The sequence below is a fragment of the Bradyrhizobium sp. CCBAU 51627 genome (assembly GCF_028128765.1).
GTDB lineage: Bacteria > Pseudomonadota > Alphaproteobacteria > Rhizobiales > Xanthobacteraceae > Bradyrhizobium.
Window position 1 is genome coordinate 31,563 of record NZ_LBJG01000011.1, and the last position, 24,734, is coordinate 56,296.

21 protein-coding genes and 2 pseudogenes are annotated in these 24,734 nt (G+C 59.3%); 9 read left to right on the top strand and 14 right to left on the bottom strand.

What is annotated here, in order from left to right:
- Positions 1 to 302: 302 nt before the first annotated feature.
- Positions 303 to 598, top strand: a pseudogene (locus XH88_RS06370) (transposase); the annotation flags it as partial.
- A gap of 360 nt (positions 599 to 958) precedes the next feature.
- Here the strand turns inward: XH88_RS06370 and XH88_RS06375 are convergent.
- The 5 genes and pseudogenes from XH88_RS06375 to XH88_RS06395 all read right to left on the bottom strand — a co-directional run bounded on the left by XH88_RS06375 (position 959) and on the right by XH88_RS06395 (position 6,988).
- The gene (locus tag XH88_RS06375) at positions 959 to 3,337 is read right to left on the bottom strand and encodes an NEL-type E3 ubiquitin ligase domain-containing protein (RefSeq protein WP_271614565.1); all 2,379 of its coding nucleotides are present in this window, start codon (positions 3,335 to 3,337) and stop codon (positions 959 to 961) included.
- Between the two features lie 412 nt (positions 3,338 to 3,749).
- Positions 3,750 to 4,112: a hypothetical protein gene (locus XH88_RS06380; protein WP_271614566.1), complete on the bottom strand. Its 363-nt coding sequence runs from the start codon at positions 4,110 to 4,112 to the stop codon at positions 3,750 to 3,752.
- 414 nt (positions 4,113 to 4,526) lie between these two features.
- A pseudogene (locus XH88_RS06385) lies at positions 4,527 to 5,271 on the bottom strand (PLP-dependent transferase); the annotation flags it as partial.
- A 190-nt stretch (positions 5,272 to 5,461) separates the two neighbouring features.
- Positions 5,462 to 6,463, bottom strand: a complete 1,002-nt coding sequence (locus XH88_RS06390) for a catalase family peroxidase (RefSeq protein WP_271614567.1) — start codon at positions 6,461 to 6,463, stop codon at positions 5,462 to 5,464.
- 132 nt (positions 6,464 to 6,595) lie between these two features.
- Positions 6,596 to 6,988: a tautomerase family protein gene (locus XH88_RS06395; RefSeq protein WP_271614568.1), complete on the bottom strand. Its 393-nt coding sequence runs from the start codon at positions 6,986 to 6,988 to the stop codon at positions 6,596 to 6,598.
- 447 nt (positions 6,989 to 7,435) lie between these two features.
- Here XH88_RS06395 and XH88_RS06400 point away from each other — a divergent pair, with 447 nt between their 5' ends.
- From XH88_RS06400 to XH88_RS06420, 5 genes are all read left to right on the top strand, one after another.
- The gene (locus tag XH88_RS06400) at positions 7,436 to 8,044 is read left to right on the top strand and encodes a glutathione S-transferase family protein (protein ID WP_271614569.1); all 609 of its coding nucleotides are present in this window, start codon (positions 7,436 to 7,438) and stop codon (positions 8,042 to 8,044) included.
- Positions 8,045 to 8,066: 22 nt separating this feature from the next.
- The gene (locus tag XH88_RS06405) at positions 8,067 to 9,041 is read left to right on the top strand and encodes a pyridoxamine 5'-phosphate oxidase family protein (protein ID WP_271614570.1); all 975 of its coding nucleotides are present in this window, start codon (positions 8,067 to 8,069) and stop codon (positions 9,039 to 9,041) included.
- Between the two features lie 55 nt (positions 9,042 to 9,096).
- Positions 9,097 to 9,747 carry an FMN-binding negative transcriptional regulator gene (locus XH88_RS06410; protein ID WP_271614571.1) on the top strand — a complete coding sequence of 217 codons (651 nt, stop codon included), beginning with the start codon at positions 9,097 to 9,099 and terminating at the stop codon, positions 9,745 to 9,747.
- Positions 9,748 to 9,765: 18 nt separating this feature from the next.
- Positions 9,766 to 10,392: a LysE family translocator gene (locus XH88_RS06415; protein WP_128948044.1), complete on the top strand. Its 627-nt coding sequence runs from the start codon at positions 9,766 to 9,768 to the stop codon at positions 10,390 to 10,392.
- A 149-nt stretch (positions 10,393 to 10,541) separates the two neighbouring features.
- Positions 10,542 to 10,922: a RidA family protein gene (locus tag XH88_RS06420; RefSeq protein WP_271614572.1), complete on the top strand. Its 381-nt coding sequence runs from the start codon at positions 10,542 to 10,544 to the stop codon at positions 10,920 to 10,922.
- A 60-nt stretch (positions 10,923 to 10,982) separates the two neighbouring features.
- Here the strand turns inward: XH88_RS06420 and XH88_RS06425 are convergent, their stop codons facing one another.
- Positions 10,983 to 12,212 carry a YbfB/YjiJ family MFS transporter gene (locus XH88_RS06425; RefSeq protein ID WP_333909235.1) on the bottom strand — a complete coding sequence of 410 codons (1,230 nt, stop codon included), beginning with the start codon at positions 12,210 to 12,212 and terminating at the stop codon, positions 10,983 to 10,985.
- Between the two features lie 132 nt (positions 12,213 to 12,344).
- Here XH88_RS06425 and XH88_RS06430 point away from each other — a divergent pair, with 132 nt between their 5' ends.
- Entirely contained in the window at positions 12,345 to 13,229 is an 885-nt protein-coding gene (locus tag XH88_RS06430; protein WP_271614574.1) for a LysR family transcriptional regulator, read from the top strand.
- Positions 13,230 to 13,406: 177 nt separating this feature from the next.
- Here XH88_RS06430 and XH88_RS06435 read toward each other — a convergent pair whose 3' ends face one another.
- Together XH88_RS06435 and XH88_RS06440 are read right to left on the bottom strand one after the other, a co-directional pair.
- Positions 13,407 to 14,762, bottom strand: a complete 1,356-nt coding sequence (locus XH88_RS06435; RefSeq protein ID WP_271614575.1) for an MFS transporter — start codon at positions 14,760 to 14,762, stop codon at positions 13,407 to 13,409.
- A gap of 105 nt (positions 14,763 to 14,867) precedes the next feature.
- Entirely contained in the window at positions 14,868 to 15,857 is a 990-nt protein-coding gene (locus tag XH88_RS06440; RefSeq protein ID WP_271614576.1) for an NAD(P)H-dependent flavin oxidoreductase, read from the bottom strand.
- Positions 15,858 to 15,968: 111 nt separating this feature from the next.
- Here XH88_RS06440 and XH88_RS06445 point away from each other — a divergent pair, with 111 nt between their 5' ends.
- Positions 15,969 to 16,934, top strand: coding sequence for a LysR family transcriptional regulator (locus tag XH88_RS06445; protein WP_271614577.1), 966 nt, complete (start codon positions 15,969 to 15,971; stop codon positions 16,932 to 16,934).
- Here the strand turns inward: XH88_RS06445 and XH88_RS06450 are convergent.
- A complete protein-coding gene (locus XH88_RS06450) occupies positions 16,885 to 17,772 on the bottom strand; it encodes a LysR family transcriptional regulator (RefSeq protein WP_271614578.1) in 888 nt (295 codons plus the stop codon). The genes XH88_RS06445 and XH88_RS06450 overlap by 50 nt on opposite strands.
- Positions 17,773 to 17,878: 106 nt before the next feature.
- Between XH88_RS06450 and XH88_RS06455 the strand changes: the two genes are divergently transcribed.
- Positions 17,879 to 19,378: a CoA-acylating methylmalonate-semialdehyde dehydrogenase gene (locus XH88_RS06455; RefSeq protein ID WP_271614579.1), complete on the top strand. Its 1,500-nt coding sequence runs from the start codon at positions 17,879 to 17,881 to the stop codon at positions 19,376 to 19,378.
- Between the two features lie 113 nt (positions 19,379 to 19,491).
- Here XH88_RS06455 and XH88_RS06460 read toward each other — a convergent pair whose 3' ends face one another.
- The 5 genes from XH88_RS06460 to XH88_RS06480 all read right to left on the bottom strand — a co-directional run bounded on the left by XH88_RS06460 (position 19,492) and on the right by XH88_RS06480 (position 24,669).
- Positions 19,492 to 20,571, bottom strand: coding sequence for a carbon-nitrogen hydrolase family protein (locus XH88_RS06460; RefSeq protein WP_271614580.1), 1,080 nt, complete (start codon positions 20,569 to 20,571; stop codon positions 19,492 to 19,494).
- Between the two features lie 90 nt (positions 20,572 to 20,661).
- The gene (locus tag XH88_RS06465; RefSeq protein WP_271614581.1) at positions 20,662 to 21,645 is read right to left on the bottom strand and encodes a molybdopterin-dependent oxidoreductase; all 984 of its coding nucleotides are present in this window, start codon (positions 21,643 to 21,645) and stop codon (positions 20,662 to 20,664) included.
- Between the two features lie 86 nt (positions 21,646 to 21,731).
- The gene (locus XH88_RS06470) at positions 21,732 to 22,625 is read right to left on the bottom strand and encodes a LysR family transcriptional regulator (protein ID WP_271614582.1); all 894 of its coding nucleotides are present in this window, start codon (positions 22,623 to 22,625) and stop codon (positions 21,732 to 21,734) included.
- A gap of 167 nt (positions 22,626 to 22,792) precedes the next feature.
- The gene (locus XH88_RS06475; protein WP_271614583.1) at positions 22,793 to 24,379 is read right to left on the bottom strand and encodes a sodium:solute symporter family transporter; all 1,587 of its coding nucleotides are present in this window, start codon (positions 24,377 to 24,379) and stop codon (positions 22,793 to 22,795) included.
- On the bottom strand, positions 24,379 to 24,669 hold the full coding sequence (locus tag XH88_RS06480; protein ID WP_271614584.1) for a DUF485 domain-containing protein: 291 nt from the start codon (positions 24,667 to 24,669) through the stop codon (positions 24,379 to 24,381). Before XH88_RS06480 ends, XH88_RS06475 begins: the two co-directional genes overlap by 1 nt.
- Positions 24,670 to 24,734 lie beyond the last annotated feature (65 nt).

The following is a 24,734-nucleotide window of genomic DNA, read 5'->3' on the forward strand; positions in this document are numbered from 1 at the left end:
CCCACACGTTCATCTTCTGCAACTCCGGAGTCAGAAACTCTGGTGTGCAGGATCCGGAGCATCCTCGCTGCTCGGCATCGATAGAAAGCTGCTGCCGCGTGAGCTCATTCGGCTTGAGCCTTCATCCGGACCCGGGCCCTTCGAACACCGTCCGCAACGGAAAACTTACCTCGTCATGAAGAGGAAAATTCGCCAATTTCTGCCGGGCACCGCAGATATCAAGCGAATTTTCTCATTTCGCGCTGGAGTTCATCGAAGAAATCAACCGCATTGATGTACCCATGCGGTACTATACGCCAATCTATGTCGAGAAGGTTCTCATCCCCGACCTTCCGCCAGACGCTATCGTCGTCATGGACAACCTCTCCAGCCACAAGGGACCAAGGGTCCGCCAGATGATCGAGGCTGCGGGTGCACGCCTACTCTACCTGCCTCCCTACAGCCCCGACTTCAATCCGATCGAGAACGCCTCGCCAAGCTCAAGGCGCTCTTGCGTCAGGCCGCAGAACGAAGGGCCTCTGGAGCGCGATTTGCGATTGATCGCTTGACAGCAACCAAATGCCGCAACTACTTCATCGCCGCAGGATACGCTGCATGATCGGCGGATGCTCTAGAGTTGGAATCGTACCGAGCGGCGCGTTGTCATCGTTCCGGTTGCGAGGCATCGGACTCCTAGTATAGGCGATCTGCCAGTCAATCAGTCCGCGTCACCCCGGATGGATGCCCTGATGCCAAGCAGCAATTGCGCAACAAGCAATAGTGTCGGTCAGCTGCGAAGCTGATGAATTGCATCTGGGCCGCTGCCGCGCGCCCCCGCGGTCATCTTTCGGGGAGATCGAGCGCCGCCATGCGCGTAGATCTGCCGGCCGAACGTTTTCAACAAACGACCCATTCAGGGTGCCGGCATCCGAAAACAACATGACGTAAAATTGACGCTCCTCGCAATTGGATGGCCGTTTCACAGCTCAAGCCCGCGGTCCCCAAGCATCTGGCGCATCAGAGCGCCCTTGATCTCGCGGGCGATCTCGTCGCTGATCTGGGCTCCGAATTGCACCGCGGCATCGCTATCTCCGGTTAGCTGATGGTCGGCGAGCCGTTGCTCAAGGCGGCTCGGAAACTCCTCGTCCATCGCCTGCCTGAGTCGGCCCTCCATCTGTGCATGAGCTTGTGGGGCAATCCGACTCACCACCATCTCCCAGGGTTGCCAGCGAGTTGCCAGATAGTCGGCGAACCCCGCCGCCTCCTCGTTGCGCACCTGGATCTCGGCTGCGGTGAGGTCGTCTTCAGTGACGTGGGCGACATCAAAGAATCGCATGTCCGGAGCGATAAGCTGCAGGTCCAGCCGATCACGTAGCTTGACCTGATAGGCGAGATAGACCTCGATCTCGTCGACGAATCCGAGCGAGTCGACTTTCTGACGGGCGATCGGCTCAAGCGCGTTCAAGCGGAACAGGACCCGCGCCTGCTGGATGAGTTCGCCGAGCCGATCGTCATAGGCTCCGTCTTCGACATCAGCCTTCAGACGTGCGGTCTGCATGCCGTTCCAGGTCAGGGTGACGCGATCCTGGCAGGTCTCGCTCGCCCCGTAGGCCAGCTCAAAAAACTGCCGCCGCAATTCCGGCCTGATCGCCGCCTGCCGTAGATCCTCGGCCACCGCCTCTCGGAATTCAGGATTGTCATAATTCACAGTCTTCTGCAGCTTGTCGAGGAAGAGCGCGTATTCCGGGGCCCCCTCCTCGTGGGCGAAGTTCTGCCAGACGGCGATCGTCTCCGGCTCGCCCTTCAACCAGTCCGCGACCGCATCGGCGAGCGGCCGCTCCTGGTCCACCATCGTTCTTCCCCCCATTGAAAAGAAGACCCGCGGGCCGGCATAGCTCGGCGCATTCAGGGCTGCCGCCAAATTCGTCCGCACCTGCTCGGGCAGCGCATTATCCTCCACATAAACCATGCACCCAGAACCTAGCCGGGTTAGCAGGGTCTCCGGCAGGCTGGTCAGCCGATTGTTGCGTGCCTCGATCATCTGGAGCTCGGTCGGGAGGTTCTCGGGCAAGCTCGACAGGCTGTTGCCGCTGACGTGGAGTCTCTGGAGCTCAGACGGGAGCGTCTCGGGCAGGCTGTTCAGCCGGTTATCGCGGGCGAAGAGCAACAGGAGGTCGGCCGGGAGAGTGTCGGGCAGACTGGTCAGCCGGTTGCCGTCGGCTTCGAGCTCTTTGAGTTCGGGCGGGAGAGTGTCAGGTAGAGTGGTCAACCGGTTGCTGCCGAGGGCAAGCGACTGAAGTCCGGACGGTAGGGCGTCGGGTAGGCGGGTCAACAGGTTGCCACGGACATCGAGGTCCTGGAGCCCGGCCGGCAGGTTGTCTGGCAGGCTGGTCAGCCGATTGCTGCAGACGGCGAGTGTCGAAAGGCTCTCCGGAAGCGTTTCGGGCAGCCCGGTCAGCTGGTTGCTGCTGATGACCAGAGACTGGAGAGCGGTCGGGAGGGTGTCGGGCAGGCCGGTTAACCGGTTGTTGCTGGCGCCAAGCGTCCGGAGGCTGGACGGAAGGGTGTTAGGCAGGCGCACCAGCTCGTTGTCGCTGACGTTGAGCGACTGGAGCCCGGGCGGAAGGGCGGCGGGCAGTGTCGTCAGGCCCAGATCATGCAGGTCCAGCCCTGCATAGACGTCGCCGGCCTCTGCCCAGACTCTTATTCGTCTTACGGCCTCTTGGCGGTCTTCGTCTTCCGTCTGCCCCTCCTCGGCGGCCCAGGTGTCCAAGATGTGGTCGAGCCGCGATTGCCTGAGGACGGGGTCTTCAAGGTCCGTCGTACTGCCATCGCCTGGCCGGAGCTGTCGGGCGAGGATTGATGCTCCGAGATTTTGCTGCCAAGGAATTGCCGGGGTCGTTGGCCACTCAGGCACCACATCAGCGGGCTCCGCCCACCAATGCTCCTCCTGATCGAAACCTTGCGTCGGCCAATCGGCAGCTGCATCCACGCCGTGCCGACTATCCGTCAGACTGAAACTGCCGGCTGGCAATTGGCCACCCCGATCCGCGGCCGGAAAAAGCAGATCTTGATTGACCGCTTGTCCCGAGAAGGCGGGCGAATCCGAGGGCAACCGCGAGGTGCCTTGTCCGACGCGATCCCCGTGCGGCATTCTCAAAAAATCCGCATCTCTGTTCGACACAACGTCGCGGTCGCCGAGGCTATTTGAATTCTGGGGCGGGCGCTCGTGCGGATGCAACTCGTTCAGGTGCTGCTGAAACCCCGCTTGGTAATCCTGCTGCTGTTCCAGCTCGTCGCCGTACGCCCGCTCGACATCTGGGGCCTCGAATGGGTGGAGGTGGTTGAACGCATCCATCCGATTCTCCTGACAAATCTGAGCAGCTAACGCCGAACCTGGATAAACACGATCTCGCTACGAGGCTTAGCTTTCGAGAAGCTGACGAGGGACCAGAATGATTGTAACTGCCCTGTTAGGTCTGCGTGGAGGCTTAGCGCTTGAATGCCCGCACTGCAGTTCGACATGTCGGGGCCAGACCATGTCGGAGTTTCGAGAAGCCGATTTCTGAGCCTCTCAAGAACGTCCGCGCTTGTGGGCGCCGGAAAATTCATGCTGGGAAACATCGCAATGTCGGTACCCGTCTGGTCCACTGAACGTAAGGTCATCTGTCCGCCGCTGCATGGTCCATATCTTCCGACACCGCCTTGCTAGGCTGATATCGTCGTGACGTGCGCTGACATGATCCGGAATGGGTCTTTGCGTCTCGCGGTTATGCTCGCCGACGAAGCCGCCTCTTGAAAACGAGCGGACAGAAGTCCGGCGTGCCGGTAGATTGTTGCGGACGCGGGTGCCGTGCTGAATTATGTCCGGAGCTCGCATATTTGAGCTCGGTATCGACGGCATCGACGTAGGAGACCTTGTCTGCTGCGGGGAGATTGAGCTCGCGCCCCAACAGCCATTCGTAGAGAAACCATATGCGGCGCGTGTTGAGCCCAGTCGGCTTCTGGTTCACGAGGTCCGCAATCTCATCCTCCTTCACGGTGAGGAAGAGCCGCTTCAGAATGGCAAGGTCTAGTCCTTCGTTCTTGAGCGCGAAGGTGAGATGTCCCTCAAGGCTGGCGGCCGGGCGCATGATGTGGCGTGTAGATGCGCCATCCTCCTTGCTCGATGATGCGGTGTTTTGTTCCACTGGCGGAAAGCACGTGGGGGATCGGGACAGACAGCCGGTGGCGTCAATCAGCGCTGCGTAGCCGGCGGGGTTGCGGTCTCTGGCAGCCTCCGGTCATGAAAAACGCTCACGGGACCTAAAAAATGTAGGTGCTTGGCTTAAACCCATGAAAAACGTTCTCGGCCATGAATTTCGTTGGCGATCTCGCCTTCGGATCTGACATCATGAAAAAGCTTCGCCAAAGATAAATCTTGCGAAAAATCTTCACGCCATCCAAATTGCAGCGTCCGCCCGCGGCGCCAAAGGGATAGCAAATCGAAGAGCTGCCCGCGCCCAACCGCTCAATACGCTAATTAGGCCAGAGACCTGTTGTGTTCAGCCGGAATAGGCCTCGTCAGGCTTGTTCAGCAGCGGGAATCGGTCGGCATGCGCCGCCCAGTCGAAACTGCCGCCGTCCACGATGGCGACGCCAATCGCGGTGCCGTGGCCGCCGATCTATTTGGTCGTGGAATAGACCACCACCGCGGCGCCGTGCTCGAACGGACGCGCAATCAGTGGCGAGGCCGTGTTGTCGAGAATCAGCGGCACGCCCAGCGAGCGGCCGATATCCGCGACCTCCTTGATCGGGACCCTTTCAGCTTGGGGTTCGGGAGCGGCTCGTCGAAATAGGCCCGCGTCTTTGCGTCGGTCGCGCGGCGGAAGTTTTCGGGGTCAGCGGGATCGACGAACCGGACCTCGATGCCGAACTGCTTCAGGGTCTGCGAGAGCAGCGTCCAGGTCCGCCGTAGAGATCGGTCGAGGACACGATGTTGTCGCCGGCCTGCGCGATATTGAAGATCGCGAAGGCGGAGGCAGTCTGCCCCGAGGCGACGGCAAGGGCAGCCGCCCCGCCCTCCAATGCGGCGAGCCGCGTCTCGAACGCCTCCTGAGTCGGATTGCCGATGCGGGTATAGATCGGGCCGAGTTGCTCGAGCGCGAACAGGCGCGAGGCGTGATCGGCATTCTCGAACTGGAACGACGTGGTCTGGTAGATCGGAACCGCCACTGCGCCGGTGGCGGGATCGGTGCGGTACGATCCACCGTGCAACGCCAGCGTCTCGAAATTCCGGGTTTCCAAGGCCATCTGCAATTCCCTTTCGATCTCGAAGGTGCGCGACGTGTGCGGCTCGGCATGCTTGTCGAGCGCCAGCTTGGCGAGCACCACGGGGTGATAGAGATACGGCTTGATGGCGGCGATGATCTCGATGCGCTCGGTCAACGAAGGGGGTCTAAGCGAGGCGCCTTGAATCTGGGTTAGCGGCTTCCGTCGACTGCTATTTCTGCCGGCGCACAAATGAGATGGGATATGCGGCCGATCTCGCATCGATCATGGGGTCTTGCGGCTCGATCCCAGATGGAAGCGCGTTTGGCAGGAATAGCAATGCCTGTTGTGCTGCATCATTGTTTCGTACGACCTCTCTTACCGAAACGGTCCCCAGCTCTACAATTTGGCGGGTGTCGGGCCATGCAATTGATGGATCATCGAGCTTGTCTTCCGGGGCAGGAACTTGAATCACCAACTTGAAGTCCACCGGACCCTGCTCAACTCGTGTCTGGATTTCAGCGTTCAAGTAGTCGTTGCCCTTTTTGCTCGCTTCATCGTCGCTCAGAAAATGAGCGCCGGCCATCGGGAGAAATTGATAGCGGCCAAACGTGACCAGCCCCTCGTTATTGGTAAACTTGAACGTATTGACGCCGAAGTACGGCAGCGTGCCGTAACTCACGGGTGCTGGTTTTGGCGCAGTCAAGAACGCCTTCGCGACAGGATGGCTTGTCAGATAATTATCGAGAGGTGTCGGCTTGGTTGCCTTCGCGCCACTGTTTCCCAGCGCTATCAGCAAGTCCCGGAAATCGTCCGCCGTGGGTGAGGGAAAGCCGTTGAACGAGTGGGCCACTATGTCGCTGTCGCTGCCGTCGGGCAGCTTGAATTTGATTGCCAATCCACGAGGACTAGCAAGCCCCTGATTGTCTGGAATGTCTGGAATACCGGCAAAATTCGAAAATCGAACCGTTACGGGGACCTCCGTTTGCTGCAAGTGAGGCGCCTTGCTGATGACGGACGCCGTCGAGCTAGGCTTGAAATTCCCCTCAAGCACAATGCCCTTCGCATGAACGGCGCGCGCGCCAGGATGTGAGCCGAACACCCCATTCAAGGCGTCAACGAGCTCTTCAGGCGTCGCCGCCTGCACAGCAGGTGTAGCGCACGTCTGAGCGCTGGCAGCGCCGATTGGCTCCAGAGACATCGCGAAAAGGAAGAGCAGCAACGCGCGGTGCATGGTCAAGCTCCAGGAAATAGGTCACCGTCCCACGAGCCCAGCGTGGGAGCGATCGCATTTGACGCCACCTTCGCCGACGGCGTGCACAGGAAAGGGAGGATCGGTGTATGAGTTCGAGGCCACCGTGGCCGTCTAATGCAACTCACCTGTCAAGAACTGCGCTCGTCCCAAACCAAACGACCAGTCCTCGTCGGCATTGATCACAAAGTTGATAACGAGATCCGTGGGTGCTATTCCGCACGCCGACGACAACCTCTCAGCCAGCACTCGATAGAATTCGACTTTCGATGCTCTCTCCCGTGGACGGCTGGTCAACTGCAAGATGACCAGCCTGTCAGTACGCTCGAAGCCAAGACCAGTGTCGAGCGCAACTACGCGAGACCGCGGATGAAGATGCACAACCTGGTAGCGGTCGCGGGCCGGTACGTGGAGCGTCTCAACAAGCACTTCATGCGTTATGTCCAGCAGCTTTTGGAGTTCCCCATCGCTCCAGCCCTCGATCAAATCAAACCTGAGAAATGGCATTGAGAGCCTCTTGTCCGACTGACGTTCGAGCCGCCTGGTTGGGATCTACGCTTTCTAGTCGCGGCGAGCGCGCCAGCACACTCCCGTAGATTGCAATCATGACTCTTTGATGCGCCGCCAACACCTCGCCACATGAAAACGCGCAACACCGGTTGCACGTTTCCACCAAGGCGAAGCAGAACATTAGAAATTCAGATGACCATCATCACGTCACGAGATGACCACGACTCACCACGCTTGATTCTCCGAGCAAAAGCCGCGGAAAGCATGCTGAACGCGCAGCGATCGCCGAACTAGCCGGAGCATGTTCGCAAAAAAGCGCGACAGAGCGCGCGGCCAAGCAGATCAGCAGCATCATTGCGATTTCCGCAACAATATGTTGTTGCGTGACGGCATTCCCGACTTGTCCGGCTGCAAGTATGAGGAACTGCAAAGGAGAAGAGATCAATGAACCAACCAATTCGACTCTACGGCGGGAAGTTGTCGGGTCACAGCCATCGTGTGGAGTTGTTTCTCCGGCTTCTCGATCTGCCGTTCGAGTTTGTCGCTACGCCGCCACCTGATCGCAAGACTCCGGCGTTTCTGGCAATGAATGCATTTGGTGAGATCCCGGTCATCGACGACAGTGGCGTCACCATCGCTGACTCAAATGCGATTCTTGTTTACCTCGCCACTCGTTACGACGAGTCCAGGACATGGCTTCCCGTGGAGGCGACTGAACTCGCGCAGGTTCAGCGATGGCTCTCCGTCGCGGCGGGCCCCCTCGCGTTCGGTCCAGCAACTGCGCGCCTCGGCACCGTGTTTGGACGATCGGTCGATCGTGAGCGGTCAACCGAGATAGCGGACCGGCTCTTCAGGGTGATGGACGAGCATCTGGCACAACGAAGATTCGTCGCTACAGACGTGCCCACAGTTGCTGACATCGCGTGCTACAGTTATACGCGCGCGGCACCGGAAGGCGGCGTGTCATTGGACCCTCATCCGAACATCGTTCGATGGCTCGAGCGTATCGAAGCATTGCCAAGGTTCGAGCCAATGCCGCCGGCGCCCCGATAGACGCCTGGTAGAGGGGTGCATCATGATGCCAGAACGCGGCTCGTCTCCGTTTCACCCAGGTGAGCTCGAGGTCCAGGAACGGGCGGGTGTCGGCGACGGCGTCCGGAAGCGTGCGCAGGTTGCAATACGAAAGGAGATGCCCGAGCAGCATCGGGAGTTTTTCGGGAACCTGACCTATGTCTTTGTTGGATCGGCCGATCGGGACGGCCAGCCGAGCGCATCGATCTTGGTCGGACCGAGGGGGTTCATGTCGTCGCCAGATCCGGCACGCCTGCTGGTGAGGGCCGAACGGTCTAAAGACGATCCTTTGAGTAAAAATCTCGTGGTTGGCACAAATTTGGGATTGCTAGGCCTAGACCTGACCAACCGACGGCGAAATAGGCTCAACGGACGAGTTGTAAGCGCCGACGCCGAGGGCTTTGAGCTGCTTGTGCATCAAAGCTTCGGCAATTGCCCGAAGTATATTCAGGTTCGCCAAAACATAACCGCGAATAAGCTCTGCTCTGACAAAAGACGGAGATTGGAATTCAAGCAGCTCGACGAGCCGATTAAGCGCGTCATTCAAAACGCGGACACATTTTTCGTGGCGTCCTGCACTCCCGCATACGATGGAGAGCCCGGCACCTATGACTGCGATATATCTCATCGTGGCGGCCGGCCCGGTTTCGTCCATGCCACCGATCGCGAGATCACCGTGCCAGACTTTTCTGGCAACCTCTATTACAACACGCTGGGCAACTTTTCAGTCCATCCATATGCCGCTTTGCTCTTCATCGATTTTCTGACCGGCGATTTGGTGCACATTCAGGGACGCGTTGAAATTCTTTGGAACGATCCGCCGGTTGCCTCGTACTCTGGTGCCCAGCGGGCCTGGCGCCTATGTATCGAGCATGGATACTTCGCGCAAAGTGCGTCGATTCGATCTGGGCCTGACGTCGAATTCTCGCCCTTCACGAGCATGACAGGACTTTGGGACAATGGGCAAGCTTCAGGCTAATCGATCGCCTCGGTCGCGTCATCCAATCTAAACCACGTCAGAACGGAGAACTGCGTTGTATATACCTCCCGCGTTCAGAGACGATGACCTTGACAACATCCGGGCAAACATCCGCTCCGCCCGGCTGGCCAACCTCGTCACCGCTACCGCAGATGGGCCACTCGCGACGCCGCTGCCGCTCTTTCTTGATGAGACCGAAGGCGAGCGCGGCGTTCTGTACGGGCATGTCGCAAGGGCAAACCCACAGTGGAATTCGCCCCCGATCGGCGAAGCCCTCGCAATCTTCATGGGGCCGGAAGCCTATGTGACGCCCTCCTGGTACGCCACCAAGCAAGAAACCGGCAAGGTAGTACCGACATGGAATTACATCGCCGTCCACGCCTATGGCCCGGTCGAATTCTTTCACGATCCCGGACGCTTGCTCGAGGTTGTCAAGCGCCTTACAAATATGCACGAGGCGCCGCGCGCAAAGCCCTGGACCGTTGACGAAGCTCCTGCCGATTTCGTTGCCGCACAATTGCGCGGGATCGTTGGGCTGCGCATTCCCGTCACCCGGTTCGAGGGCAAACGCAAGATGAGTCAGAACCGTCCCGAAGCTGACCGCACCCGCGTTTCCGCTGGCCTTACAGCGAGCGAGGATCCGCGTGATAGAGAAGTGGGACTGCTCATTCCGGTTCAGAGCAAAGGCGAGAGATCCTCGACCTAGCACAGTCACAGGTATACGATGTTCAGCTTTCAAAGCTCGCTTCTGTTCTTGGCAGCAGCCCTCGTTGTCGCGATCACGCCGGGGCCAGGCATCTTCTACATCGTAGCGCGAACGCTTGCCGGCGGGCGCTCGGAAGGACTGGCATCTAGCGTGGGCCTCGGTCTCGGCGGGCTCGTTCACGTTCTCGCCGGCGCTATCGGCTTATCTGCGCTCGTGATGGCAAGCACTGAGGCATTCACCTTCCTGAAGATCGCGGGAGCCCTCTATCTCATCTGGCTCGGCATCAAGACATGGCGCGAAGCCCGCATCGTGGAACCAACAGCGGTTCAAACGACAGGGGCGTATCGTGCCTTTCGCGAAGGCATCCTGGTCGAGGCGCTCAACCCGAAGACGGCGGCATTCTTTCTCGCGTTTATCCCGCAATTCGTAGATCCGACCGCGCACGTCGCCGAGCAGTTTATCGTACTTGGGCTCGTCTCGGTTGCACTGAACACAAGTGTCGACTTGGTCGTGACCTATTGGGCTGCAAAAGCGAGAGCGGGACTTGCAAAGCGACCATCATTCATTGCCAGGACACGACAAGCGTCGGGCGCCGTCATGTGCGGACTGGGAACAACGTTATTATTTGCTCGTCGTGCAACTTGAAGGCACAGTCAACAGGAAGCTAGTCGCCCTCGTTGGCGCTCAGACCGATGGGCTCCCCATCGATGCGTCATGAACTTCCGCTTCGCGACCGTACTGAGCCATTTTCAACGGGCTCTCGCTTGCGACGGACGAACAAGGAGAAGGCAACAATGAGCAGGGAAGCAATCAATGCTCCAGGCGCCGCAGCAGTCGGACCCTACTCCCATGGGGTGCTGATAAACGGCTTCGTCTATCTTTCCGGTCAGACTCCAATCGATGGCGCTACTGGCCGATTGGTCGACGGTGACATAGAGGCCCAGGTGCATCAGTGCTTCCGCAACCTTGGGGCGGCGCTGGAAGCGGCAAGTCTTTCCTTCGACAATGTCGTCAAATGCAATGTCTTCTTGACGGACATGCAAGACTTTGCCGCCATGAACTCGGTCTACGCCAAGCACTTCTCGAAGCCCTATCCGGCACGCACAACGATAGGCGTCGCCTCGCTGCCACTGGGAGCGAAGGTTGAGATCGAGATGATTGCAGCCTTGCCCTGAGTTATTGTCCGTGCCGCACGCCAAGAGCCAATTTCAAAGCGCCCCGGCACCTTGGGTGGGTTAGCCTCGTGTGGGCCCGTCGCGAGATTCTGCTCTCCGTGCGGAAGTGAAAGTTCCGACTCCGGATTCGATCATGAACGCGAGTGCGAGGGCGCAAACGGCGATGAGGAACAACAGACGATAGCTCCCTCCGCTGTTCTGAAAGACAAAAGACAACCCGAATGCCGCCAGCGCTTGCATGACAGCAAAGCTGGTGGTCGCCACGCTCCAAGCGACTTTCTGGGAGCCATGATCGTGCGGCACCAGTTCGTGAACACGTCCAAGCACCAAGATCACGATACCCGGCGTGAATGCTCCCATGACCAGGCTCGAGAACGCGAGAGAAACTGTTCCCAGATACAGCGCTGGTAATCCGACCGCAAAGGCCTGGAGAGCGTAGGCGATGAGCAACGCGCTGCGTGGCCCGATCCGGTCGGCCAGTTGGCCAGTCAGCAAAGGTCCGACGATCGCACCGGCACCGAAGAGGACCCAATAGTGTGCACCAGCCTGCACACCCTGCCCAAGGCCGCGCGCCACGAAGTCGACTAGAAACAGCATGTGGGGAACGAGCCCCACTGCGTTAAGGCCGTACTCGATATAGAGAATCCATAGGGGAAGTGCTCTTCGGGGGGCGCGGGTGCGGATTGGAAGCGTTGGTGGCGGCGCCGTGGGCCATCCGCGCCATGCCACCACGGTCAACACGAGTGCTAGAACTCCGAGGCCCATCCACGCTTGCTTTAAACCACGATCGAGCAGCAGCGGCACGAGAGTGCCAGACGCGGCAATGCCCACGCCCACGCCGGTGAAGATGATGCCGCCGGCAAGGCCACGCCGCGAGGGCGCCACGTGTGAAAGAACGGTCGGCGCCGCCAGGACCATAAGGACACCGCCCGCAAAACCCGAAGCAAGGCGCCAGGTAAAAAACCAGGCGAACGAGACCGGGAACGCGCAGGCGATGAAAGCGGCCGACGCGAGCAGCATCATCATACGTATCAAAGAAGCCGCCGAACTGAACTTGAGCATGGGATGCGCCACCAAGGCACCGGCCAGATAGCCGGCAAGGTTCGCTGCCCCGATGTAGGCAGCGGCAGAGGCGCCGAACCAATGCGCTCCGACTACGGCCGGGAGCAGTGGCGTGTAAGCGAAACGTGCGAGCCCTATTCCAACCAGCGTTGCGCATAGGCCGGCTGAAACTGCGGGCCACATCCGCGACGCTGGTGCCCATATTGACACAGTGTCCTGGCGGTCCATCGGAATGACGCGTCCTCTCAAAAACCCAGTTGCCGCAAAATACTCCTTCTCCGGAATTACAAAAAATGATTACATGAGATAGTAGCTATCTCGTCTAGAGATATGTTCCTGTCGTCGTATAGAAGGTTTCGCATGGATATTTCCGACCTCAAGGTACTCGAGGCCGTATCGCGGCTCGGAAGCATGAGCCGCGCGGCGTCTGAATTGCATACGGTCCAGTCGAACGTGACCGCCCGCATCCGCGTGCTGGAAGAAGAAATCGGCGTACCCCTGTTGCAACGCCACGCCCGCGGGGCCACACCAACCCCCGCCGGCCGCAGGATACTTCCCTACGTGGCCCGCATTGCAAAGCTTGTTGCAGACGCACAATCCGCCGCCCGAGATGACGGGGAGCCGAGCGGATCGCTGATGATCGGGAGCCTGGAGACGACGACGGCCCTGCGACTTTCTGCCGTGCTGGTGGAGTTTGCGAAGGCGTATCCTGAAGTTCGGCTGGCGATCACGACGGGTACAACGGGAAGATTGTTGAGTGACGTGCTCGAGTATCGTCTCGACGGAGCGTTCGTCGCTGGCCCGGTTAGCCATCCCGATTTGCAGCATGAAACGTTCTTTCGAGAAGAACTTGTACTGGTGACGGCGGTTTCCATCCGCTCGCCCAAGCAACTGACTGCAATCAATGATCTGAAGACGATCGTCTTTCAGATCGGCTGTTCCTACCGTCAGAAGCTCGAGTCCATTTTGGCCGAAATGGGCATTGCGGTGGCCCAGCCACTCGAGTTCGGATCTCTCGATGCGATCATCAGTTGTGTTGCCGCTGGCCTTGGCGTCACTCTGCTGCCAAGGGGCGTCATTGCTCCTGCCCTTAAGGACGGCAAAATCGCCGTGCATAAGCTGCCCCCTTCGCGGGCAATGGTAGAAACGGTATTCGTCCGTCGAGATGACGCCTACGTGTCGAGCGCCATGAAGGCGCTATTCGATCTGCTCAGATCAAAGTCGGTATCAAAGCGCGCCGCCTAAAATTGCCTCTGCCGAAAGAAAACCCCGCTGCTATGCGCAGCGGGGAATGCGTCGCAGCATGCCTGGCGACAAGTCTAGGGAGAGACGCATCGCTACCACATCAAGCCCAGATCAAGACGAGTATCTGTGCAAAGGGTATTGCACGAATGCCGGCGTCAGAGGCGCTATCCTCGTTTTTCATGCGAGATTTCGCTCCGCTGCAGGCGCTGATTCCAGTTCGACCGGCATCACGGCTGCCGCAGTTTTTGGTAGGCACAAGATGTTAACGGCCGCAGTCAAGACGGATATCCCAATCGGGTAGACCAGGCCAGAATAGATGTTACCCGTGTAGCTCACGAGAGAGAGGCTGATCAACGGAACGAAGCCTCCGAATATGCCCGTCCCGATGTGATAGGGAAGCGAGAGCGAAGTATACCGCAGACGCGCCGGAAAAAGCTCGACGAGGAAAGCGGCATTCGGCCCATAGACCAGGGCGACGAAGATGAGCTGTGCCAGGATGAGGGCTGTGACAGCAACATAGTTTTGAACTGCTGTCGCCGCGGCCATTCCCATGTAGATCGGCACATAGAGAGCAGCAGCGAGCAGTAGTCCCGTTACGATCAACGGGCGACGCCCGATGCGATCAGAAAGAGCGCCGCTCACCACGATCAATGGCGTCCCGATAGCCAGCGCCACAGCGACGCAAATGTTGGCCGTGAGAAAGTCCACCTTCAGAACGCTCTGCAAAAAGTACAGCGCGTAGAACTGCCCGGTGTACCATACGCAACCAAGCCCGGCCGTTGCGCCAAAGAGGGCGTACAGGGCGTATCGAAGCCCCTGCCCGCTGCCGAAGCTTTCGCGCACGGGCGCACGGGAGACTTTCCCGGCTTGACGCATCTGCTCGAAAACGGGTGACTCGCTGAGCTTCAAGCGAAGATAGATCGAAAGGATGACGAGAACGGCCGACAAGAGGAACGGAATGCGCCATCCCCACGCGCGAAATGCCTCTTCGCCGAGGGATAAGCGACACGCAAGCACGACGAGGATGGCTACAAAGAAGCCGACGGTCGCGGTGGTTTGTATGAAACTCGTGAAGAAACCGCGACGGTTCTCCGGAGCATGTTCCGCCACATAAACGGCTGCGCCGCCGTACTCTCCGCCGATGGCCAACCCTTGGACCAGGCGCAGCAGCACAAGGGCGACGGGAGCTGCGAATCCGATGCTTGAGTATGTCGGCAGGAATCCGACCAAGGTGGTCGAAATGCCCATCAGGACCAGGGTGAGCAGGAACGTGTGTTTCCGTCCTAGCCGGTCGCCGAGACTGCCAAAGACGATAGCGCCGAAGGGACGAATAACGAATCCCGTAGCAAAGGTCGCAACGCTGATCAGGACCGCCGCGGTCGGATCATTGGCCGGATAGAAGAGTGTCGAAAAAAAGACGGCGAGGCTGCCGTACAGATAGAAATCGTACCACTCGATAATCGTACCTGCACTTGAGGCAAGTACGACAGTCCATATTCCCGGAGCCCGGGCGTCCATTCTCGGTTCGCTCATCAACATCTCTCTTTCGATCTCTAGGGCACGCGTTCTCTCAATCGCGTGCGCCATGGCGCACGCGCTCGTTTTCGCCCGGCAACATGTAGAAGGTGCGGAAGCCGCTCAGGCCGCGATCGAAGTCCGCGCAGTGGCGTAGCGCGAAAGACAGGCGCTCGCTTCGGCCGAAATTCTCTTCACAAGCTCACCGGCGGTTGGGATGTCGTGAATGAGTCCGATGCCCTCTCCGACGGTGACATTGGCCGTGTCGTAGTCGCCAGACGTCCAGGCTTGCTCGACACGTTGCAACTCCGCTTCCTGGAGGCTACGCAGCTCATCTTCGCGACCATGCCACTTTTCGATGAAGCCGTTTTTCATCAGACGCCCGGTATATTCGGAAGGCCAGGCCTTCTTGCGCACGACGTCGTAGACCCGGGTGCGGATCGTTTCATCCCCCGTGGCGGTGACGACTTTTTCCTTGGCATTTCGATGGATGACGGCTTCCTGTGTGGCCCAGAAACGCGTTCCCATCAGCACACCGTCGGCGCCAAGCATGAGCGCCGCAGCGAGGCCGCGGCCGTCGGCAATGCCGCCGGCCGCGAGCAACAGAACTCGGGGGGCCCGCTGTGAAATCAAATCGGCAGCCGCCGGAACGAACGGCATCGTGGACCGCGCCGTTAGCCCGTGGCCGCCCGCCTCGGTGCCTTGCGCGACGATGACGTCGGCACCAACATCGATTGCCCGCTTGACATGTTCGAGGGTCTGCACTTGGCAGATCAGCGGAATACCTGCCTGCTTCACTTTCGGCGCGAAAGGCGCGGGATCCGAGAACGACAACATGAGCGCTCTGCTATGCCGTTGCAGAGCGAGGTCGAGCAGACCCGGATCGCTCGCCAGCGCCCAAGTGATGAAGCCACAGCCGACATCGGAACGGCTGACCTTGGCCGATTGCTCTTCGAACCAGGCCCTATTTGCGTAGCCTCCGCCGAGCAAACCCAGTGCGCCAGCCGCGGACACGGCCGACGCGAGTTCGCCACCAGAGGCGGGATCCATCGGTGCGAGCACGATCGGATGCTCAAGTCCAAAAAACTCCGTCAGCCTCGTCTTGATAGCCATAGTCCCTCCCTTCAGGCGATCTGCCTTTCGATGCTGGAAGGCTAGATTGGCCATTGACAACGGAAAAGTGATTATTTTTGATCTAGGTCATCACTTAGGGAGATGACCCGGATGGATAGCACCGATCTCAATTTCTTTGCCGCCGTGGCGATGGCTGGTGGAATCGGCCGGGCTGCGAACGATCTCCACACGGTGCAGTCCAACGTCACACAACGAATTCGGGCTCTCGAGGCTCAGCTTGGGGTCCAACTCTTTCACCGATCCAAGAAGGGGGTGACGCTCACCTCAATGGGAAACAGGCTGCTTCCCTATGCGAAGCGGATCAGTGAACTCCTGGCGGAGGCGCAGCGCGCAGTGAAGGACGAGGCCTCTCCCAGCGGCGAATTGCGGATCGGATCGATGGAAACGACCGCGGCCTTGCGCTTGCCGCCTTTGCTCACGCATTACGCCATCGCATATCCGGATGTCGACGTTCAGATCGAAACAGGGCCAACGGCAAGTCTCGTCGACGCCGTGTTGTCGCGGAAGCTCGATGGCGCTTTTGTCTCCGCGCCGGTGACGCATGGTGAACTGGCCTGCAAGCCGATCGTGGAGGAGGAATTGGTCCTGATCACGCCTCCGATGGTCACGTCCACGGAGCACCTTAACAAGTTTCTAGCGACGGGAAGCGGGCGCAAGGTGATCGTTTTTCGTGCAGGCTGCTCCTATCGACAGCGCTTGTCGGAATATCTTGCGCACCGTGGGTTCGTCGACCTGCGGTGGATGGAAATGGGAACGCTCGACGGCATCATCGGCTGCGTCGCAGCCTCGGTCGGCCTTTCATTGGTTCCACACGTGGTTGCCGAACCGGCAGCACGGCAGGGTCTGATTCGCATTCATCCGCTGCCGAATGCAACGGGCCGAGCCACCACGCTGTTCGTCCATCGCAAAGATGCGTTCGTTTCATCTGCATTGCGAGCATTGATCGAATGCGCGGGATCGATCTCATCGGCCAACATACCTGCAACGACCGCGGCGGTGAATGCAGCTAGTCCGCCTCGAAAGACGACCTCGCCGCTTTCACGGCCGTCGCGATGAAGCGATGAACCTCCTGAACGCGACGGGTTTCATGCGTGTCAGGATGCGACGTCAACCAGTAGTTTCGAACAAAACGGACGTCTGGCAGCAGGCGCCTCAACTCCGGATAGCGTCGAGCAGCGTAGTCGTGCAGGATCCCGACACCGTGTCCGCTCCGGACGGCCTCCATCTGAGCAACGACGCTGCCGCATTCGTAACGACGGGACATGAGCCGGCCGAGGACTGAGGCATAGTCCAGTGCACGGCTGTACACGAAATCCTCGACATGCGTGACAAACAAGCGGCCAGCTAGGTCGGCTTGATCGCGTATGGGCCCCTCGCGCGCGAGGTAACTTGCTGCCGCATAGACGCTGAGGGTGTAGTCGGTCAGCTTTGACAACACCAGGCGGCCCTGCTTCGGCCGATCGAGCGTGATCGCAATATCTGCCTCGCGCCGAGACAGGGAGAAAGTTCGCGGCAGTGGCACCAGTTGAATGACGAGACCAGGGTGCCTTGTCGCTAGGCACCCGAGTTGGTCGGCCAGGAAGTAGTTGCCCAGACCATCGGGCGCCCCCACGCGCACAGTGCCGGTGATTGTCTCGGTTTGGCCTCCGATGCTCGAGCCAACTTTGAGAAACTCGCTTTCGGCGCGCTCCGCGGCAGCGACCAGGGCCTCACCTGCCGCCGTCAACGTGCAGCCGGAGGTATGCCGTTCGAGCAGCTTGGCGTTCAGGCTGCGCTCCAATGCCGTGAGTTGGCGAGCCACCGTGGCATGATTCAAGCGCAGATGTTTTGAGGCCTTCAGAATCTGACCCGCGCGCGCGACCTCAAGGAATATCCGAACCCGCTCCCAATCCATTGACTACACTTTCTGCACAACGGTGCCGCAAAACCGGCCGTTGATGCTCGTTTTTATGCGCTTCATATCGGGTGCGATCAAGCTTCGTTTGGAGGAGAGAAGCCACATGCCTGCGACTATTCCGAATTTCATCGACGGCCAGGTGGTGCCGAGCCGGAGCGCTCGCACGTCCCCCGTCTACAATCCGGCAACCGGCGAGCAATCGGGAACGCTCGGATTGGCAACGACCCAGGAAGTCCAATCGGCAGTCGCGGCCGCGAGGAGGGCTTTTCCCGCCTGGGCAAACACGACCCCTCTCCGCCGTGCGCGCATCCTCAATCGCTTCTTGCGCATCCTCGAAGATCGGATCGACGAGCTTGCGGAGGTGATCACGGCCGAGCACGGCAAGGTGCTCTCGGATGCCAAGGGCGAAATCCAGCGCGGCATGGAAGTCGTCGAGTTCGCGACCGCTGCACCGCAGCTCCTCAAAGGAGAGATCACGGAAAACGTCGGCACCCGCGTCGACAGCCACTCACTGCGCCAGCCGCTTGGCGTCGTCGCTGGAATCACGCCGTTCAACTTCCCGGCAATGGTGCCGATGTGGATGTTCCCGGTCGCTCTCGCCTGCGGCAACACGTTCGTCCTGAAGCCCTCCGAGCGGGACCCATCCGCGTCGCTCGTCCTCGCGCGGTGGCTCAAAGAGGCCGGATTGCCCGATGGCGTCTTCAACGTCGTTCACGGCGACAAGGAGGCCGTCGATGCCATCCTGGCCGATCCCGATATCGTTGCTGTCAGCTTCGTCGGCTCGACCCCTATTGCCCGCTATATCTACGAGACCGCCACGCGGCACGGCAAGCGATGCCAGGCGCTCGGAGGCGCCAAGAACCACATGATCGTCATGCCCGACGCCGACATGGATCAGGCGGTCGACGCATTGATGGGAGCCGCTTACGGCTCTGCCGGCGAACGCTGCATGGCGATTTCGGTGGCGGTCCCGATCGGCGAGACGACTGCAGACCGGTTGATCGAAAAGCTGGCACCCAAGGTTCGTGCGCTCAACATCGGTCCGGGCACGGATCCCGAGGCTGAGATGGGTCCGCTGGTGACGAAGCAGCACCTCGACAAGGTCCGCGCTTACATTGACTCGGGCGTAGACGAAGGCGCGAAGCTGGTGGTCGACGGACGCGACTTCCGGCGTCAAGGCTACGAAAAGGGATACTTCATCGGCGGAACCCTGTTCGACCGCGTGACCACCGATATGAAGATCCATAAGGAGGAGATTTTTGGACCGGTACTCGCAGTCATGCGCGCCAAGTCTTATGAAGATGCCGCCGACGTGATCAACAAAAACGAGTTCGGCAACGGCACCGCGATCTTCACCAGGGATGGCGATGCAGCCCGCGAATTCGCCCATCAGATCCAAGTCGGCATGATCGGCATCAACGTGCCGATTCCTGTCCCCATGGCGTTCCACTCGTTTGGTGGCTGGAAGGCGTCCCTGTTCGGCGATCACCACATGCACGGACCTGAGGGCGTTCGGTTCTACACCAAGCTGAAGACGATCACGACGCGGTGGCCGACCGGCATTCGCGCCGGCGCCGAGTTCGTGATGCCGACAATGAGCTGATGGGTGTCAGCAGAGGATCGTGGACGCTCCACGATCCTCTGCATGCGGCGATTGGGCACCGGATACCGCCAGAGCTTTCGCTGAAGACGCTCTATCGGCCGCCCGAAGATGGATCAGTTGGCGGCGACCAGGCGCTCGAATTCGCTCGCTGACGGCTCCAACGTCTCGCGGCGCCTATGCTGTGCCGACCTGTCCCCCGGCTCCTGTCCCTCGACTTCGACGAAAATCGCCGGATCGCGCTGTGATCTGTCGACCGTGAGCGAGAACACGTCGAACCGGTTGTAATAGCCGACGACGTCATGAAATTGCTTCGGTTCGACGCAGCGGGCAACGTCAATGTCGGCATAAGCGATGCCTTCGCTCTCCGAAAGCACCTCGCTGATCACCTGTCCCGTTGGATCAAGAATCATCGAGACAGCATGAGGCGTCCCTTCGATCAAATCCAGCATCGCCGGATTTGCCTGGGCGAGTGCGTCCCTCATGCCGACGTCGACGCAGGCGGAGGACACAATGTTGAAGCACTTCGCCTCGAATGAATGGGCGCCAGCCCGTATTTCGATTGCTTTGCGCAGGTCATAGCCGCCCTGCTGTTTGGAAGGACGGGTGGGCCAGATCGGCGGGTAAGTCGAGATGTGCACTTGTTCGCCCTGAGCCATCAGGGAATAGCGGGCCAGCGGATTTGTGTTTTCGCCGCATATCAGCATTCCAACGCGGCCGACCTTTGTCTCGGCCACCCGTAAGCCTCGTGCGTCTCCTGCTGCCCAGACCAACTTCTCATAGAATGTTGGCACGAGCTTGCGGTGATGATTGAGGATCGATCCGTCTTCGCCGACCAGGAGGTTGGAATTCCAAATGCAGCCAAGGCTAGCGACGGTCCCTTCAGTGAAGCCGACCGAGACCACGACCCCGTGGCGCTTGGCGGCCATTCTGATCCTCGTCAGTTCAGGGCTATCGAGCAAAAGCGCCTGCGCTGATAAGGCTCCGAAGAAATCGTGGGACATGATGGGCGCCTGTAGGGCTGCCCAGACCGGAAAACCCGGAATGAAAGACTCCGGAAAGGCGACCAGAGAGGCGCCGTTGCGCGCCGCCTCCGCGATGAGATCACACGCCTTTTCAGCGGTCTTAGCGGCATCGAGAAAGACTGAAGATGTGTGGCATGCGGCGGCCTTGAAGCGCGGCAAAGTGGAAACCATTTGAGACTACCTCCCGGTGTTGGCCAATAGAGGTTAGTCCCTCACGGGATGCGCGCGAATGCGAAAATCTGCACGGCTCGTTGCACGTCTTCAAAGCACCGAGATCGGGACACGATAGATGGCGTTACGCCGTCGCGCTTCTGGCTGAAGTTCACCGGATCGGGATCTGGCTCGCGACAACAACCCGGTGCAGCCCTCGCCGACGGACCATTCGCACACGAACTTGGTCCACGACCACCCAGCTGCACGCTCCAGACGACATTCCTGCCAAGACGCCCCCTCATCAGAGCTAACCTCGACGGTCTCCAGATCCGCGTCCGCCCAAGCCCACCCCCACACCTGCACCAGATCGCCGCGGCGCAACTGGTTGTCGGGTTTCGGCCAGACGATGATCGACTGGGGTGCAATTCCCCAGACTGGTCGGGTAGACCCGTCAGGCTCGGGATCGTTGTACCACTTGGTCGTGAAGACACCGGGTGCTCGTTCCGAACGCAGCTCGATCTTGCGCAGCCACTTGACGCTGTTCGTGCCGTAGTACCCCGGAACGACAAGGCGCAGCGGATATCCATGCTCCGGGAGCAGGTCGGCGCCGTTCATCTGGTAAGCCAGCAGAACATCGCGGGCCGCCCTGGAGAGCGGCAGGTCTTTTAAATAGTGACCGCACTCGATGCCGCCGAACTCGCCAGAATCCGCGCCGTGCGACCAGACGAAGCGCGCCGTCCGTTCAACTCGGACCATTTCCAACAGGTGGTCCAGACGAACCCCGGCCCATGAAACGTTGCAGACACGCCTTGTCGGCTTGTTGGGCGCGAGCGGACTTCCTGCGCATTGATGCACTGAAACGACTTCGTGCCTTGGAAAGTTCTTGAGCTCGCGAAGTGTTAGAACGACAGGTCTCTCCACCAACCCGCCGATTTCCAGCTTCCAATCATCGGCGGCAAACGCCTCCAGAACACCGAGATGGCACAGGACGATGCAGGCCTCAACCGGCGTGATGCGGTCCGTCAGGTCATGAGGCTCGGATGGAATTCGGCCAAAAAACCCGCGACTCTTGTATGTGAATTTGTCAGGCATCACAGCGCTCCTTGGCAGCCGCGAAACTTATCCGATCTCAGGGAAGCGCTTGACCAAAATCCGCAGGACCGCTTGCGCGAACTCGATCAATCGAATTCGTTCAAGAAAGCCTTATCAGCCCTGAATATCTCATTCAGGAAACGCAGTAATGTGCGAACCCGTCCCATATATTCGATATCTTCATGCACCGAGACAAACAATGACCTCGTGACGACGACGTCCTGCATGATGCGAACAAGGCGAGGATCCTTCTTCGCCGAAAAGAACGGCAAGAGGCCGATACCGCGCCCGGCACCGATTGCATTCTGCTGAGCAGCCATACTTGTCGAGCGGAACACGACGTTTTCCGGGACCAGCACATCATGCAGCCACTGCACCGGCTGAATCGCCACGAGGTCGTCCACGTAGTCAATGAAGTCATGGCCCTTCAGTTCTTCCATCGAACCGGGGGCGCCTCTGTTTACGATGTATTTCGACGACGCGAATAGTCCGAGCTTAAACTCTCCAGCTTTCTTGACCGATAGCTTAGGACCCGCCAGCGGTACGAAACTGACGCAGACGTCGGCCTCACGCTTCGTGAGGTTGATCAGATGCCGCTCGGTAACCAGCTCAACGAGAACACCTGGATGTTTCTCATTGAACTGCACAAGTTTCTCGGCGAGGTAGAAGGCGGCAATACCTTCCATGCTCGTGAGCCGGACCCGGCCGGTGGGCTCGGTTGGCGCTGAACGGAAATCCTCTGAAACCACCAGTGCGGCAGCTTCGATCTTCTCGGCGGCCTGGTAGAGCTTGTGGCCGTCCTCAGTCAGGACGAAACCATCCGGTTTTCTATCGAATATCTTGATCGCAAGATCTCTCTCGAGCTCCGATATCCGCCGACTGACGGTCGTATGATCGACCTTGAGGCGCCGAGCGGCTGGCATCAATCGGCCCTGTCTTGCGAGCTCCAGAAAAAATTTCAGATCGTTCCAGTCGAACATTCGCTCCGCTCTGCCCCTCGAAGACTCCAGCGAATTTCGCACTAGTCTCAAGAGATTGCCAGCATCCTCAGGACGCATATGAACCATTAGCCGTAGCGGCGGGCCTGCAAGGGCAGGTGCTTATTCCAACCGGGAAATCAGCCACTTAGTTCTGAAATCATCTCCAACTATCCCTCCTCACGTGAACCAGCCCCGGCGCGCGCCGGATCGGATGGGCCCATCAAGATCCTTCGTTGCATCTCCCGAAACGTGCGGTCGGCATCCATCACAGGGGTGGCAACGGATACCGCAATGGCTACCGCAAACGAAAGCGGCATGGCGACAATTGCTGGATTCTTCAATGGGACAAACCACCAGGCTTCGGCAATGTCCGCCAGTGATTTCCCAAGCACGTCGACCTGAATGGTCGGCGACAAGCAGATCAGAACAATCGAGCCAATAGTGCCGACGAGAATGCTCGCCACCGCCCCCTGTGTGGTGAAACGCTTCCAACTGATTGCGAGTACCAGCGAAGGAAAGTTTGCTGCGCACGCTACGGAGAATGCAAGTCCCGCCATAAAGGCTACATTCTGGCCCTCGAACAGGATTCCCAAGACGACTGCGACGACAGCAATGATGATCGTAGCGACGCGCGCAACCTTCAACTGCTCGGACTCTGTCGCCTTCCCCGCTCTTATGACATTGGTCCAGAGGTCATGGCACAGGGTGGCAACCCCCGAAAGGGTCAATCCAGCAACGACTGCAAGCATGGTCGCGAACGCTACGGCGCAAATGAAGCCGAAGAAGGCGTTGCCTCCGACCGCTTGAGCCAGCAAGGGCGCAGCCATGTTGCCGCCGCCTCCGGCTTTGAGGACCGCCTGAGGTCCGACGATCACCATGGCCCCAAAGCCGATGACGAAGACCATGAGATGAAATGCTCCGATCAGGCCGGTCGCATAGAGAATGGAGAGCCGCGCCGCCTTGACGTCCTTGACCGTATAGACGCGCATGAGGATATGCGGCATCGCCGCCGTACCGAACATGAGACCCAGCCCAAGAGAAATCGCGTCCCATTGACCGGAAACGACGCGCGAACCCGGCTGAAGTACATTCGCGCCGTATCGTTCAGCTGCGGCCGCGAATAGCCGTACCGGATTCATCTGAAATTGGACAAGCACCAGGATACAGAGGAATGCCCCACCTGCCATCAGGAGCGCCGCTTTGACGACCTGAACCCAGGTCGTAGCGAGCATGCCACCAAAGAGCACGTAGATCAGCATGGCGGTCCCGACAATGATGACCGACCAGGAGTACGGGATGCCGAATAGCAGCTTGATGAGAGCCCCTGTCGCAACCATCTGCGCGATGAGATAGAACGAAATCACGGCCAGGGTTCCGATCGCGGCGGCAGAGCGAACCGGCTTTTGCGACAGACGATACGCCACCACATCGGCAAAGGTGAATTTGCCCACATTCCGGAGTGGCTCGACGATGAGAAATAGGATGATCGGCCAGCCGACCAGCCACCCGATCGAATACACCATGCCATCGAAGCCGTTGGAAGTGACAATGCCGGCGATGCCTAGAAGCGCTGCCGCAGAAAGAAAGTCTCCGGCGAGGGCCCAGCCATTTTGCCACGCGGTGATTTCACCACCTGCCGCAAAGAACGTCTCGGTCGTCTTGGTCCGCTTGGCCGCCCAATAGGTTATTGCGAGCGTCAAGGCCATGAACGCAAAGAAGAATGCGATGGAGATGTTGCTGGTCTGCGACTGCATCACGCTTGCTCCATCGTGGACTTCACGTTGCGGTCGAAGATCGTGTTTGCCCAGTACACGTAGATCAGGCAGAGAAGAAACGAGCTGATGATGACCAACGGGCCGAGCACAATGCAAAGCGACAAACCGGGGGCGAGCATCGTGCCGAGAACAGGCTTGGCGAACGCGAACAGCCCCATGAAACCGAAATAGATCGCGATCATCGCAAAGCTCAACGACGCCGCGACCGTCAATCTCGATCGCGCCAGTGCGATCATTCCCCTTTCCAGCGCCTTTGAAGATACAGTCATCTGCTACTCCTGAATTGTTTGTGACAGTTTCGTCAGACCTTGAATCATTGCCCACTGAGAATTTG

Bases quoted from the DNA above. Each gene is read 5' to 3' on its own strand.
- XH88_RS06460 (WP_271614580.1), bottom strand. From the start codon at position 20,571: ATGGTTTCCACTTTGCCGCGCTTCAAGGCCGCCGCATGCCACACATCT.
- XH88_RS06390 (WP_271614567.1), bottom strand. From the start codon at position 6,463: ATGCACCGCGCGTTGCTGCTCTTCCTTTTCGCGATGTCTCTGGAGCCA.
- XH88_RS06430 (WP_271614574.1), top strand. From the start codon at position 12,345: ATGGATATTTCCGACCTCAAGGTACTCGAGGCCGTATCGCGGCTCGGA.
- XH88_RS06405 (WP_271614570.1), top strand. From the start codon at position 8,067: ATGATGCCAGAACGCGGCTCGTCTCCGTTTCACCCAGGTGAGCTCGAG.
- XH88_RS06465 (WP_271614581.1), bottom strand. From the start codon at position 21,645: ATGCCTGACAAATTCACATACAAGAGTCGCGGGTTTTTTGGCCGAATT.
- XH88_RS06455 (WP_271614579.1), top strand. From the start codon at position 17,879: ATGCCTGCGACTATTCCGAATTTCATCGACGGCCAGGTGGTGCCGAGC.
- XH88_RS06450 (WP_271614578.1), bottom strand. From the start codon at position 17,772: ATGGATTGGGAGCGGGTTCGGATATTCCTTGAGGTCGCGCGCGCGGGT.
- XH88_RS06420 (WP_271614572.1), top strand. From the start codon at position 10,542: ATGAGCAGGGAAGCAATCAATGCTCCAGGCGCCGCAGCAGTCGGACCC.
- XH88_RS06435 (WP_271614575.1), bottom strand. From the start codon at position 14,762: ATGAGCGAACCGAGAATGGACGCCCGGGCTCCGGGAATATGGACTGTC.
- XH88_RS06445 (WP_271614577.1), top strand. From the start codon at position 15,969: ATGGATAGCACCGATCTCAATTTCTTTGCCGCCGTGGCGATGGCTGGT.
- XH88_RS06470 (WP_271614582.1), bottom strand. From the start codon at position 22,625: ATGTTCGACTGGAACGATCTGAAATTTTTTCTGGAGCTCGCAAGACAG.
- XH88_RS06480 (WP_271614584.1), bottom strand. From the start codon at position 24,669: ATGACTGTATCTTCAAAGGCGCTGGAAAGGGGAATGATCGCACTGGCG.
- XH88_RS06415 (WP_128948044.1), top strand. From the start codon at position 9,766: ATGTTCAGCTTTCAAAGCTCGCTTCTGTTCTTGGCAGCAGCCCTCGTT.
- XH88_RS06475 (WP_271614583.1), bottom strand. From the start codon at position 24,379: ATGCAGTCGCAGACCAGCAACATCTCCATCGCATTCTTCTTTGCGTTC.
- XH88_RS06375 (WP_271614565.1), bottom strand. From the start codon at position 3,337: ATGGATGCGTTCAACCACCTCCACCCATTCGAGGCCCCAGATGTCGAG.
- XH88_RS06440 (WP_271614576.1), bottom strand. From the start codon at position 15,857: ATGGCTATCAAGACGAGGCTGACGGAGTTTTTTGGACTTGAGCATCCG.
- XH88_RS06425 (WP_333909235.1), bottom strand. From the start codon at position 12,212: ATGGACCGCCAGGACACTGTGTCAATATGGGCACCAGCGTCGCGGATG.
- XH88_RS06400 (WP_271614569.1), top strand. From the start codon at position 7,436: ATGAACCAACCAATTCGACTCTACGGCGGGAAGTTGTCGGGTCACAGC.
- XH88_RS06380 (WP_271614566.1), bottom strand. From the start codon at position 4,112: ATGCGCCCGGCCGCCAGCCTTGAGGGACATCTCACCTTCGCGCTCAAG.
- XH88_RS06395 (WP_271614568.1), bottom strand. From the start codon at position 6,988: ATGCCATTTCTCAGGTTTGATTTGATCGAGGGCTGGAGCGATGGGGAA.